The following is a 12,329-nucleotide window of genomic DNA, read 5'->3' on the forward strand; positions in this document are numbered from 1 at the left end:
TGTCCGAGCGTCGGATGCCGGACACGACGGCCGGGAGTTGAGTGGTGGCGCGCGCGAGACCCGACGAGGTCGAGGTCACGGTCGAGCAGCTCGTCCACGTCGGCGACGACGACTACACCGTCGCCCGGGTGAGCGCCGACGACCTGCCCTCCTTCATCGCCTCCGGCCGGACGCTGGCCGGGGCGCAGCCGGGGGAGCGGCTGCTGCTCGCCGGCGAGTGGGGCGAGCACCCCCGCTTCGGCGCCCGCCTGCAGGTCCGCCGGTGCGAGCGGATCGCGCCCTCGACCGTCCGCGCCATCGCCCTCTACCTCGGCTCCGGTCTCATCCGGGGCGTCGGGCCGCGACTGGCCCACGCCATCGTCAGCCACTTCGGCGAGGAGACGCTCAAGGTCATCGACACCGAGCCCGGCCGGCTGCGCGAGGTGGTCAACATCGGCGCCATCCGTCAGGCCCAGATCGTCGAGGCGTGGGCCGAGCAGAAGGCCGTCGCCGCCCTCATGGTCGCCTTGCAGGGCTTCGGGGTGAGCCCGCTGCTCGCCGCCAAGATCTACCAGGTGTACGGCGACGAGTCGCTGCGTGTCCTGACCACCGATCCCTACCAGCTCGTGGGCCGGGTGCGCGGCATCGCCTTCCAGAGCGCCGACCGCATCGCGCTGCGCTCCGGCGTCCCCGAGGACAGCCCGCAGCGCGTCAAGGCGGCCGTGGTCGACCGGATCGAGGCGGCCGCGGCCGGCGGCGGCCACTGCTTCGTGCCGCTGCGCGCGCTCGTCGCCCAGGTGGCCGCGCTGGTCGAGCAGGACGAGCCGAAGATCAGGCAGGCCGTCGACGCGCTCCACGCCGACCGCCGGGTGGTCGTCGAGGCGTCACCCTCCGACCCGGGCCGCCTGGTCGTCTACGGCAAGCAGGAACACAGCCGCGAGGTCGCGCTGGCCGGCCACCTCGCCCGGCTCGCCCGCGCCCCGTCCAAGCTGCGGCTGCGGCCCTTCCAGGAGGACGACCGGCTCCACGACGACCAGCGCGCGGCGGTCAACCTGGTGCTGACCAGCACGGTCTCGGTGCTGACCGGCGGCCCGGGCTGCGGCAAGAGCCACACGGTGGCCGCCATCGCCGCCACCGTGCGGGCGATGGGCGGCCGGGTGACGCTCACCGCCCCCACGGGCAAGGCGGCCAAGCGCCTGTCGGAGCTGACCGGGCTGCCCGCGATGACCGTCCACCGCATGCTCGCCCAGCAGCCGGAGGACGACGGCGCGCTGTTCCAGGAGCGGCCCGTCGAGGCCGACCTCATCGTGGTCGACGAGGCGTCCATGCTCGACCTGCAGCTCGCCACCCGGCTGGCGTCGGCCGTCCCGTCCGGCAGTCACCTGCTGCTGGTCGGCGACAGCGACCAGCTGCCCAGCATCGGCCCCGGCCGGGTGCTGGCCGACCTGCTGAGCGTCGAGGAGATCCCGCGCGTCCGCCTCACCCACATCTTCCGCCAGGCGCAGGGCAGCGGCATCGTCAGGGCCGCCCACCACGTGCGCGCCGGCGAGCTGCCCGGGCTGCCCGGCGGCGGCGGGTTCTGGTTCGAGGAGCTCGACGACCCGCAGGCGGTGGCCGACCGGGTCATCCACCTCGCCACCGAGGCCATCCCCCGCAAGCAGGGCATCCGCCCCGACCAGGTGCAGGTGCTCTGCCCGATGCGTAAGGGCGTCACGGGCACCGTCGAGCTGGGCCGCCGCCTGCAGGAGCGGCTCAACCCGCCGGGCGACGGGGTCGACGAGCACTGGTACGGCTCCTCGGTCTACCGGGCGGGCGACCGGGTCCTGCCCATCCGCAACAACTACGACAAGGGCGTCTTCAACGGTGAGACCGCCACGGTCACCGCCGTAGACCAGCGCGAGCGGCTGGTGGAGCTGCGCACCGACGACGGCCGCACGGTCGAGTACGCCTTCGGCGAGCTCGACGAGCTGACCCACGCGTACGCGATCAGCGTGCACCGCTCCCAGGGCAGCGAATACCCGTTCGTGGTCGCCCCGATCGTCGCCGAGTCGGGCGGCATCATGCTGCGCCGCAGCCTCCTCTACACGCTGGTGACCAGGGCCAAGTCGTGGGTGGTGCTGGTGGGCCAGCGCGAGGCCCTGGAGATGGCGGTCCACACCCTCGGCCGCAGACGCAACACCGCGCTGCCGCAGCGGCTGGCCCTCGCGCTGGCCTGACGGGTCAGATGCTGGGCCGGGTCGACTCGGGGTCGTGGGTCATGGCCTCGATGCGGTCCATCACCTCGTCGAGCCGGATGACGCCGGGGAGATGCGGCCTGCGGCGCTGCCACGGGTGCGGCCCGGCCGGCGGGCGATACTCGACGCCGAGCGCGTCCAGCCGCCCCAGGTGGGCCTCCAGGCGTCCGGGGAAGTCGTCCTGGGCGCCCCAGGCGATGTCGGCCAGCGCGCACGCCCTGGGCCACATCCGGTAGTCGAGGGTGCGCGGGTCGGGCACGCGCTCCGTCCAGAGCTGCGCCTGCACGCCGATGACCCGCTCACGCTCCTGAGGAGCCCAGTCGTCCGGGGCGGGGTCGAACGCGGCCACGTCGGCCACGGTGATCGTCTCGCCGATGGCCAGCGGCTCGTCGGGCGAGGCCGCCTCCGCGTAGTCGAAGTAGAGCGGGAAGACCGAGGTGGCCACCACGTCGTGGCCCGCGGCGGCGGCGCGGCGGGCCACGCCCTGCCCGCGCCACGGCATGACGACCGTGTCCGGCCGCAGCCCGCCGCTCACGAACGCCTCGTCCCACACCACCGCGCGGCTGCCCCGCTCGGCCAGCGCGTCGGCCAGCCGCCGCAGGAACCACGCCTGCAGGTCGTTGACCGTGGCCAGGCCGAGCGACTCGCGGTAGGCGTCGATCTCGGGCGAGGCGGCCCACTGGTCGAGCACCACCTCGTCGCCGCCGATGTGCACGTAGGGGGTCTCGCCCAGCGCCCCCAGCAGCTCGTCGAAGATCGTGGTGAGGAACTCGACCGTCGGCGGCAGCGGCGACAGGATGGCGGGGGAGATGCCCCACCGGTCGAGCACGTCATGCGGCTCGCCCGTGGCGCCCAGCGACGGGTAGGCGGCCAGGATCGCCGAGGCGTGCCCTGGCACGTCGATCTCCGGCACCACGGTCACCGCCCTGTCGCGGGCGTAGGCGGCGATCTCGGCCAGGTCGTCCAGGGTGTAGTAGCCGCCGTGCGGGATGCCGTCGAACGCCTCCGGCTGACCGTACAGGTGCACGGCCGAGCGCGGCCGGTGGGAGGACATCTCGTGCAGCAGCGGGTAGGCCCGGCTCTCCACCCGCCAGCCCTGGTCGTCGGCCAGGTGGAGGTGGAGGCGGTTGAGCTTGTGCAGCGCCATGAGGTCGACCAGCCGCATGACCTCCCGCTTGGGGAAGAAGTGGCGCGCCACGTCCAGGTGGAGCCCGCGCCACGGGAAGCGGGGTTCGTCCTCGATCCGCGCCCCGGGCACGGTCCACGACGTCGCGGCACCGTACCGGAAGGCCTCGTCGGGCAGCAGCTGGCGCAGCGACTGGGCGGCGTAGAACGCGCCCGCCCGGCCGCCGGCGGCGATCTCGACGCCGCGCGAGCCCACCGTCAGCCGGTAGGCCTCGTCGCCGAGCGAGGGGTCGAGCCGCAGGTCGATCGCGCCGTCGTCGCCCGGCAGCAGGTCCAGCCCCGGCATCGCGGTGCGGACGGCGCCGATCAGGTCGGCCGGCCCCGAGACGGCGGCCCCGGCGGTCAGCTCGTAGGAGGCGGACAAGGGACGGCTGAGCTTCGGGCGAGGGATCATGACTTCAGATAGTGCTGCAAGCCGTTCGCCAGCGCCAGCGCGATCTTCTGGCGGAACGCCGGGTCGCGGAACTTCGCCGCCTCACCCGCGTTGCGCATGTTGCCGGCCTCGATGAAGACCTTCGGCACCGTCGACAGGTTGAGCCCGCCCAGGTCGCCGCGGTAGTCGAGCCCCTTCTTGCCGATGTAGGTGGAGTACGGCAGCCCGGTGCCCTCGCGGAAGGCGTCGCGCACGGCCTTGCCCAGCCTGGCCGAGGCGCCCACCACGGGGTCGACCGGGCCGCCGATCTTCTTCGGCATGATGACGTGGAAGCCGCGGTTTCCTGGGCTGGAGCCGTCGGCGTGGACCGAGATCGCGGCGTCGGCCTCGCTGCGGTTGCCGATCGCGGCCCGCTCGGTGATGCACGGGCCGACGCCGGTGTTGCTGGAGCGGGTGAGCTTCACCGTCGCGCCGCGGCTCCTGAGGATCTTGGCCATGCGCGTGGACACGTCCCAGTTGAAGGCCGCCTCGGAGTAGCCGCTGTTGGTGGAGGTGCCGGTGGTGTCGCAGGCCTTCCACTGGGTCAGCACGTTGACCTTGCGGTTGATTTCCTTCGGGGCGCGGGCGTTGCCTCCGTTGTGTCCCGGGTCGATGACGACGACCCTGCCGTCGAGCGGCCGCACGGAGGGGGCCTTCTCGGCGGGCCGGGCCGAGCCGGCCGACCGGGCGGGCTCGGCGGCCGTGGCGCTCGACGTGGGCCCGGCGTCCCGGCGCGCCATCTGGTCCGCCACGGGGGCACCGGGAACGGCGCCGCCGCACGCGGAGGCGACCAGGCCGCAGGCAGCGAGAAGAGAGGCGGGAAGCGCACGCATGCGCTCCAACTTACGGCAACCTCGTCCGCGGGGTGCGGAACGCCGCGAACCCGCTCACCACACGTGCTCGCCGACCTCCTGACGCTGGAGGAGGGCGGCCAGCTCCCGCGCGTCCTCGGCGTCCAGGCCGAGGACGACGCGGGGCCGGCCCCACGGGTGGTCGAGCGAGTGGGCGACGTAGCTGGCGACGGACTCCACGCCGACGTCGGTGCCCCGGCCCCGCCCGGCGCGCCACTGCGCCCAGGCGCGCTCGAGCTCGGCCGCGGCACGCTGGGCGCACGACACCAGTTCCGGATCACGCATGGCTGTCCCCCCGGATCAGATCGTGGCCGGACCGCAAGTCCGGCCACAATTAGCATGACCCTGGCGAGTTAACCGCCGGGCGGGGCGTCACGGAGCGTGTTGACCGACCTTTGACATCCTCTTAGGCAGGACCCGTGCTGCGCCGCACGATCAGCTCTGGTGTCACCTCGCGTAGCCGGGCGGCCTTGGCCGGCTCGGAGATGCGATCGCTCAGCAGCGCCGCGGCCGTCCGCCCCATCGCGCGCCGGGGCTGGTCGACCGAGGTCAGGGAGATGTGGTCCGACGCCGCCAGGTGGGTGTTGTCGTAGCCGATCACCGAGAGGTCTTCCGGCACCCGCAGGCCGAGCTCGGCCGCGGCGATCAGCACGCCGAGCGCGACCACGTCGTTGGCGGCGAAAATGGCGGTGGGCCTCGGTTCGCGGGTCAGCAGGGCGAGTGCCGCCGTCCTGCCGCCGTCCTCCGAGGCGTCCGCCGCCTCGACCATGATGTAGGGCGCCAGCGAGTGCCTGCGCATGGCCACGAGGTAGCCCTCGCAGCGGGAGGGGCGCGGGCCCTCGATGTGCGCGATGCGCTTGTGCCCGGCCGCGACCAGGTGGTCGATCGCCAGGCGCGCGCCGTGCTGGTCGTCGTCGACCACGATGTCGACGCCGTCGAGCTCGATGTCACGTTCCCCGACGACCACCGTCGGGGTGTACGAGGTCGCCTCGATCAGGGTTTCGCTGGTGGGCGCGATGCCTAAGAGCACCAGCCCGTCGACCCGGAGTTCCAGGAAGGCCTCCACGGCCTCGTCCTCGAACGCCGGGTCCCACTGGCTGTTGCCGATCAGCATGCGCAGCCCGTCGCCGTGCAGGCTCTCCTGCAGGCCGTCGAGGAACTCGGCGTAGAACGGGTTGTGCAGGTCGGCGACGAGTGCGCCGACGAGGTGCGTGCGGCCTTCCACGAGGCTGCGCGCGACGGCGTTCGGCCGGTAGCCGAGTTCACGGGCCGCCTGCAGCACGGCCTGGCGCCGGTGCTCGCTCACGTGCGGGGATCCGCGCAGCACGAGTGAGACCAGCGATTTCGAGACGCCGGCTCTCTCGGCGACGTTGCGGATGGTGGGCCTTGGTCGAGGCAGCGCGTCTACCTCTCTCAGCTCGGTGATGGTCGATGACTTCACTGGCGGTCCTGGCATGTGTCTCCCCCGCGATGCGGATGTTGGGGCACCTGTACCACCAAACGATCGAGTTCGCCGCAGGGTACGGCCTGGGTTCCGGAAGCCCGTCATTGCCCGGATGTCCGCAGGTCGGCAAGGTTGAGGCCGGAGCGTTCAGAAGCTCGACGGCGTGCGACGACTGCGTTTCGACCGCGCGACGCTCAGTCGCGCATGGGTCCGCGCGCCTCTGTGGGCGGCGCGGGCGGCGTGGGAAGGAAACCGGGGAAGGATGGCGCCGGGCGGGCGGCGCCAACTCCCCTGTATGACGTCCGAGTCGTCACTGGGGTGGACCGGGCCACGCCGACCTGGCCCACCGTGAGAACCCCCCTGAGGTTGGTGACGACCCCGGTCTCACTCCGAGCGCTGCTGCGGAATCCCCGCCAGCAGTGCGCGAACCTCGGTCTCCCGGTAGCGCCGGTGACCGCCGAGGGTGCGGATCGACGTCAACTTGCCCGCCTTGGCCCACCGGGTGACGGTCTTGGGGTCGACCCGGAACATGGTGGCGACCTCGGCGGGCGTGAGCAGCGGCTCGGCCTCGGGTGTACGAGCTGACATTTGTGCGGCCTCTCCTCCGTGTGGACCGGCTTCGCGATCCTGCGACTGCCTTTGCGCGTGTCACGGATGTCCCTCTATGACCCAGAGCGTGCGGCTTTTCTGGGCCATATACGGCATCACCCGATGTGACCATACCGCCACGCAGAGCGATTGGCGAGCCCTTCTTTGACCCAACTGCCCGCCCCTGCGGCGATGTCACGCTCGGTGATTCTAGCGACACGTTTCGTGGTATCGCAGTGAAAACGGCAAACTACTCAGTTCGCAGAAGTGAGCAGCCGCGACTCATGACCTACTCATGCAGGTCAGACGGTCGTATTGGGGTTCAGTTGGAAGATTCCAGGAGTTGCATTGACTTCCAGCGAAGGATGACCCTCTGGTACATGGCATAGGCAAGCTCTTCTTGACCCGTGTCCAGCCCCGTCAGGGCCGCGGAAAGCTCCGCCACCGACTGGTCGGCCTGCAGCGCCTCGTCGTTCATCAGATGCACCAGGCCGCCGTAGTCGAGCTCCACCAGCGAGTGGGGGTGGAACTCCTCCAGCCACCGCGCCACGTCCTCCACGTCGAAGTTGGGCGCGGTGTCGCCGAGGTTGCGCCGCAGCACCTGCAGCGCCCGCGCGGCCCGCCTCCTGGCCTGGGCCATGGACGTGACGTAGATGAGGTTGCGCCCGGTGGCGGTCGTCACGTCCTGTCCGGGCACGGAGGCGCCGAGCACCAGCCAGCGCTCGTTGCCGTCGAACGGCACGAACCACGAGGGTGGCACGTGCCAGGCCGTGGTGCGGATGTGGGTGCGCAGCGCGTCCGAACCGGCGCCGCGCTTGTAGCGGTCGAAGTCGTCGGCCGTCTGCTCGGCGATGGCATTCGGGACGAACCGGTCCATCAGCTTCACAGGGACACTGCCCCGGAGCCTTGAGAAGGCCAGCCACGAGCGCAACCGGGTCTGCCAGGGGCAGACGTACAGACGGTCCTCGACACGCCGCAGGTAGGCGTTGGGGCTCTCCTGCGCGGGTACGACTTGAGGAGGCATGCCAAGCAGGCGCCTGACCGACTCCCCGTGCTCGGCTTGGAGCGCGTTGGCCCGGCGCGGACGGTCGCGAGAATCGGCATAGTCGGCCCAGACCTTGCGCTCGGATTCGGAGAACGCGGTCAGCGGCTCATAGACGCGGAGGTAGGCGGCATAGGGCAGCACGGAGGCATCGTGTCATGAAGCCAACCCGCCGTGCATCGTCGTGCCGACTACGCTTGAGTGATCTCCGCCGCGAAGGGGCGGCGGACCGGACAGGGAGTCACTACCGTGACCGACGTCTTCGGTGCGTCCCACAAGGACGTTCACGAGCAGGTCGTCTTCTGCGCCGACGAGCAGAGCGGCCTTCGCGCCATCATCGCCATCCACAACACCGCACTCGGCCCCGCTCTCGGGGGCACCAGGTTCTACCCGTACGAGAGCGAGCAGGCCGCCCTGGCCGACGTGCTCAACCTCGCCAAGGGCATGGCCTACAAGAACGCGCTGGCCGGCCTCGACCTCGGCGGCGGCAAGGCCGTCATCATCGGCGATCCCGCCCGCGACAAGAGCGAGCCGCTGCTGCGCGCGTACGGGCGCTTCGTCGAGTCACTCGGCGGCCGCTACATCACGGCCTGCGACGTCGGCACCTACAGCGAGGACATGGACCTCATCGCCCGCGAGTCCCGCTTCGTCGTGGGCCGCACCGTCGCCCACGGCGGCGCCGGCGACTCCTCCATCCTGACGGCGTTCGGCGTCTTCCAGGGCATGCGCGCCTCGGCCGAGCGGGTCTTCGGCGCCCCGACGCTGCGCGGCAGGCGGGTCGGCGTCGAGGGCGTCGGCAAGGTCGGCCACCGCCTGGTCAGCCTGCTCCGCGACGACGGCGCCGACGTGGTGATCTGCGACGTCAGCGAGCGGGCGATCGACCGCGTCAAGCGGCTCCACCCCGAGGTCGACGTGGTCGCCGACGCGCGGGAGCTGACCGCGGCGGACATCGACGTGTTCGCGCCGTGCGCGCTGGGCGGCGCGCTCGACGACGCCACGGTGTCCACGCTGCGCGCCAAGGTCGTCTGCGGCGCGGCCAACAACCAGCTCGCCCACTCCGGCGTGGAGAAGCAGCTCGACGAGCGCGGCATCCTCTACGCGCCCGACTACGTCGTCAACTCCGGCGGCGTGATCCAGGTGTCCGACGAGATCGGCGGCTTCGACATGGAGCGCGCCCGCGCCAAGGCGATGGGGATCTACGACACGACCCTGAAGATCTTCGCGATCGCGTCGGAGGAAGGCGTACCCCCGGCGGTGGCAGCGGATAGGCTGGCAGAGCGCAGAATGTCGGAAGTCGGGCGGATTAGGGGCATTTGGCTAGGGCGCTGACGCCCCGCGCTCATACGACGTACCGAGCTGGGCACAAAACAGGTACGGTAATAGGCGAACGATAGGCTGACGCCCGATGCAAGGGCGGCGTCAGCGTGTGGTGCGTTAGCGACGAGGGGTCGGGAGACGACCCCACACGAGGGGGTCGAGCCAATGGGGCGCGGCCGAGCAAAGGCCAAGCAGGTCAAGGTTGCTCGCCAGCTGAAGTACAACAGCGGTGGCACGGATCTCGACCGACTTCGCGACGAACTCGGGGTCGGAGACTCCAGCAACGACGACGCCGACGACCTCAACGACGAGCTGGCGGATCGCTATGCCGATTACGCCGACGACTACGGAGACGACGACGGCGGACGATCGTCCGGCCGCCGCTAGCCGTTCTCACTCTTCCCGTTGACCGTGGCGAGTGCCCGGCATCCGCCGGGCGCCCAGCCCGAAGCGCGCAAGCCCCACGGGCCACCCGTGGGGCTTCGTCACGCTCGCGTCGTGCCGGGTGAGAGGTGTACGTGTCCGGCGACACGGGATGGCCGGGCGCGATCAACCGGTAGCGCCCGGCACACCGGAAGCTGTTCAGCGGTAGCGGGCGCGGCCCTCGCCGGGCACGACCTCGCCCAGCACCCACGCGGGCAGCCCGCGCCCTTCCAGCAGGCGGACCGCCTCGTCGGCGACCTCCGCCGGAACGATCGCCGCCATCCCGACACCCAGGTTGAACGTACGGTCGAGGTCGGCCTGCGCGATGCGGCCGTGGCCCGCCAGCACCTGGAAGATCGCCGGAGGAGTCCACGACGAGCGGTCGAGCACCGCGTCCAGATGGCCGGGCAGCGAGCGGGACACGTTGCCCTCCAGCCCGCCGCCGGTGATGTGCGCGTAGGCGTGCACCTCGACCGTGCGGGCCAGCTCCAGGCAGTCGAGCGAGTAGATGCGCGTCGGCTCCAGGAGCTCCTCGCCCAGCGGCCGGCCCAGCTCGGGCAGCTCCGCGTCGAGGGAGAGGTCGGCCAGCTTGAGCACGTGGCGCACCAGCGAGTAGCCGTTGGAGTGGACGCCCGACGACGCCAGCCCCAGCACCACGTCGCCCTCGCGGACCCGGTCGGGACCGAGCATCGCGTCGGCCTCGACGACGCCCGTGCCGGCGCCCGCCAGGTCGTACTCGTCGGGCCCCATCGCACCGGGGTGCTCGGCCGTCTCTCCGCCCACCAGCGCCGCGCCCGCCAGCCGGCAGCCCTCGGCCACCCCGCCGACGATCTCCGCGACCCGCTCGGGCACGACCTTGCCGCAGGCGATGTAGTCGGTCATGAACAGCGGCTCGGCCCCGCACACCACCAGGTCGTCGAGGACCATGCCGACCAGGTCGACGCCGATCGTGTCGTGCTTGCCGTAGCGCTGCGCGATCATGACCTTGGTGCCGACCCCGTCGGTCGACGTGGCCAGCAGCGGCCGCCGGTAACGCAGCAGCGCCGACGCGTCGAACAGCCCGGCGAAGCCGCTGGCGTCGTCGACCACCTCCGGGCGGCGCGAGCGGGCCACCTTGTCCTTCATCAGCGCGACCGCGCGCTCGCCCGCCTCGATGTCGACGCCCGCGGCCTCGTAGGTGGTCACGCCTTGCTCTCCAGGACGAACTTGCCGACGTTGTCTTCGTCGATCGGGATCGGGTAGGAGCCGTCGAAGCAGGCCCGGCAGAGCCGCTCGGCGGGGATCGTGGTGGCCTTGGTGAGCCCTTCGAGCGAGATGTAGCCGAGCGAGTCGGCGCCGAGCGAGGCCCGGATCTCCTCCACCGACAGCGAGCCCGCGATCAGCTCGGCGCGGGTGGCGAAGTCGATGCCGTAGAAGCACGGCCACGCGACCGGCGGCGACGAGATCCGTACGTGCACCTCGCTCGCGCCGGCCTCCCGCAGCATCTTCACGATGGCCCGCTGGGTGTTGCCGCGCACGATCGAGTCGTCGACCACGACCAGGCGCTTGCCCTCGACGACCTCGCGCAGCGGGTTGAGCTTGAGCCGGATGCCGCGCTGGCGGATCGTCTGCGACGGCTGGATGAACGTGCGGCCGACGTAGGAGTTCTTCACCAGGCCCTGGCCGTAAGGGATGCCGCTCTCCTGGGCGTAGCCCACGGCGGCGGGGGTGCCGGACTCGGGCGTCGGGATCACCAGGTCGGCCTCGACCGGATGCTCGCGGGCCAGCACCCGGCCCACCTCGACCCGGGTGACCTGCACGCCGCGCCCGGCGATGGTCGTGTCGGGGCGGGCGAGGTAGACGTACTCGAACAGGCAGCCCTTGGGCTCCGCCAGCGCGAACCTGCGCGAGCGGACGCCGCGCTCGTCGATCGTGAGCAGCTCGCCCGGCTCGATCTCGCGGACGAACGTGGCGCCGACGATGTCGAGCGCCGCCGTCTCCGACGCCACCGCCCAGCCGCGCTCCAGCCTGCCCAGCACGAGCGGGCGGATGCCCTGCGGGTCGCGCGCGGCGTAGAGCGTCGTCTCGTCCATGAACACCAGTGAGTACGCGCCCTTGACCTGCGGCAGCAGCTCGGCGGCGGCGTCCTCGACGGACCGGCTGCGATCCTGCGCGAGGAGCGTGGTGAGCACCTCGGTGTCGGTGGTCGCCCGGGTCGTGCCGGGCTCCAGACGCTGGGCCAGCGCCGGGGTGTTGATCAGGTTGCCGTTGTGGGCCAGCGCGAGCCCGCCCACGTCGGTCGAGCTCAGCGTGGGCTGCGCGTTCTCCCACACGCTGGAACCGGTCGTGGAGTAGCGGCAGTGGCCGATGGCCAGGTGGCCGCGGAGGGTGCCGAGCACGGACTCGTCGAAGACCTGGGCCACCAGGCCCATGTCCTTGTAGACGAGGATGCGGCTGCCCTCGCTGACCGCGATGCCCGCGGACTCCTGGCCGCGGTGCTGCAACGCGTACAGCCCGTAGTAGGTGAGTTTGGACACTTCCTCGCCTGGCGCCCAGACGCCGAACACGCCGCAGGCGTCTTTCGGCGCGCGGTCGTCGGGGTCCAGGTCATGGCCGAGCCGGCCGTCGCCCTTCAGCACGTAGTTCAGTCTAGGTCGGCCGGCTTCGTGCTCGCGCACCCGGGGTGCGTCCTCGCCGGACCGCGCCCGTTTGGACGGAAGATGACCGGGGGGTTACCCGTGTCGTCAGGTTTCAAGTGCCGCTCCTGCGAAAAGGTGAAGTATCCGGCATGCAGACCCCGTCGGGAGAGCGGAACGTGACCACACCTGGCGACCCGAACGACCACCCCGAACCGGACCGCCCCTGGTGGGCCGAA

At 71.5% G+C, this 12,329-nt stretch carries 11 protein-coding genes; 3 read left to right on the forward strand and 8 right to left on the reverse strand.

Going from position 1 to position 12,329, the window contains the following annotated elements; all coding sequences use genetic code 11:
• Positions 1 to 44 precede the first annotated feature (44 nt).
• Complete coding sequence (locus AB0K05_RS15930) at positions 45 to 2,195, forward strand: ATP-dependent RecD-like DNA helicase (protein ID WP_364229737.1); 2,151 nt, start codon at positions 45 to 47, stop codon at positions 2,193 to 2,195.
• A gap of 4 nt (positions 2,196 to 2,199) precedes the next feature.
• On the opposite strand, the gene AB0K05_RS15935 is transcribed toward AB0K05_RS15930, so the two are convergent.
• From AB0K05_RS15935 to AB0K05_RS15960, 6 genes are all read right to left on the reverse strand, one after another.
• Complete coding sequence (locus tag AB0K05_RS15935) at positions 2,200 to 3,792, reverse strand: beta-N-acetylhexosaminidase (RefSeq protein ID WP_364229739.1); 1,593 nt, start codon at positions 3,790 to 3,792, stop codon at positions 2,200 to 2,202.
• Positions 3,789 to 4,643, reverse strand: coding sequence for an N-acetylmuramoyl-L-alanine amidase (locus tag AB0K05_RS15940; RefSeq protein ID WP_364229741.1), 855 nt, complete (start codon positions 4,641 to 4,643; stop codon positions 3,789 to 3,791). The genes AB0K05_RS15935 and AB0K05_RS15940 overlap by 4 nt, the downstream gene beginning before the upstream one ends.
• A 54-nt stretch (positions 4,644 to 4,697) precedes the next feature.
• Entirely contained in the window at positions 4,698 to 4,946 is a 249-nt protein-coding gene (locus AB0K05_RS15945) for a hypothetical protein (protein ID WP_148035189.1), read from the reverse strand.
• Positions 4,947 to 5,067: 121 nt separating this feature from the next.
• A complete protein-coding gene (locus AB0K05_RS15950; protein ID WP_246640450.1) occupies positions 5,068 to 6,117 on the reverse strand; it encodes a LacI family DNA-binding transcriptional regulator in 1,050 nt (349 codons plus the stop codon).
• A 372-nt stretch (positions 6,118 to 6,489) separates the two neighbouring features.
• Positions 6,490 to 6,693 (reverse strand): developmental transcriptional regulator BldC, encoded by a 204-nt coding sequence (bldC, locus tag AB0K05_RS15955; RefSeq protein ID WP_013133571.1) that lies wholly within the window; start codon positions 6,691 to 6,693, stop codon positions 6,490 to 6,492.
• A gap of 322 nt (positions 6,694 to 7,015) precedes the next feature.
• The gene (locus AB0K05_RS15960; RefSeq protein ID WP_148035188.1) at positions 7,016 to 7,879 is read right to left on the reverse strand and encodes a hypothetical protein; all 864 of its coding nucleotides are present in this window, start codon (positions 7,877 to 7,879) and stop codon (positions 7,016 to 7,018) included.
• A 105-nt stretch (positions 7,880 to 7,984) separates the two neighbouring features.
• Between AB0K05_RS15960 and AB0K05_RS15965 the strand changes: the two genes are divergently transcribed.
• Positions 7,985 to 9,064 (forward strand): Glu/Leu/Phe/Val dehydrogenase dimerization domain-containing protein, encoded by a 1,080-nt coding sequence (locus AB0K05_RS15965; RefSeq protein ID WP_219546702.1) that lies wholly within the window; start codon positions 7,985 to 7,987, stop codon positions 9,062 to 9,064.
• Between the two features lie 153 nt (positions 9,065 to 9,217).
• Positions 9,218 to 9,439 (forward strand): DUF3073 domain-containing protein, encoded by a 222-nt coding sequence (locus AB0K05_RS15970; RefSeq protein WP_148035186.1) that lies wholly within the window; start codon positions 9,218 to 9,220, stop codon positions 9,437 to 9,439.
• A 195-nt stretch (positions 9,440 to 9,634) separates the two neighbouring features.
• Here the strand turns inward: AB0K05_RS15970 and purM are convergent, their stop codons facing one another.
• Complete coding sequence (gene purM / locus AB0K05_RS15975) at positions 9,635 to 10,660, reverse strand: phosphoribosylformylglycinamidine cyclo-ligase (RefSeq protein ID WP_148035185.1); 1,026 nt, start codon at positions 10,658 to 10,660, stop codon at positions 9,635 to 9,637.
• Positions 10,657 to 12,093, reverse strand: coding sequence for an amidophosphoribosyltransferase (gene purF, locus AB0K05_RS15980; protein ID WP_364229745.1), 1,437 nt, complete (start codon positions 12,091 to 12,093; stop codon positions 10,657 to 10,659). The genes purM and purF overlap by 4 nt, the downstream gene beginning before the upstream one ends.
• Positions 12,094 to 12,329 lie beyond the last annotated feature (236 nt).

The sequence above is a fragment of the Nonomuraea sp. NPDC049486 genome, assembly GCF_040676925.1.
Taxonomy (GTDB): domain Bacteria; phylum Actinomycetota; class Actinomycetes; order Streptosporangiales; family Streptosporangiaceae; genus Nonomuraea; species Nonomuraea ferruginea.

What these genes read in the sequence shown, in the direction of transcription:
- AB0K05_RS15935 (WP_364229739.1), bottom strand. Translation starts at nt 3,792, where the DNA reads ATGATCCCTCGCCCGAAGCTCAGCCGTCCCTTGTCCGCCTCCTACGAG.
- AB0K05_RS15940 (WP_364229741.1), bottom strand. Translation starts at nt 4,643, where the DNA reads ATGCGTGCGCTTCCCGCCTCTCTTCTCGCTGCCTGCGGCCTGGTCGCC.
- AB0K05_RS15945 (WP_148035189.1), bottom strand. Translation starts at nt 4,946, where the DNA reads ATGCGTGATCCGGAACTGGTGTCGTGCGCCCAGCGTGCCGCGGCCGAG.
- AB0K05_RS15950 (WP_246640450.1), bottom strand. Translation starts at nt 6,117, where the DNA reads ATGCCAGGACCGCCAGTGAAGTCATCGACCATCACCGAGCTGAGAGAG.
- bldC (WP_013133571.1), bottom strand. Translation starts at nt 6,693, where the DNA reads ATGTCAGCTCGTACACCCGAGGCCGAGCCGCTGCTCACGCCCGCCGAG.
- AB0K05_RS15970 (WP_148035186.1), top strand. Translation starts at nt 9,218, where the DNA reads ATGGGGCGCGGCCGAGCAAAGGCCAAGCAGGTCAAGGTTGCTCGCCAG.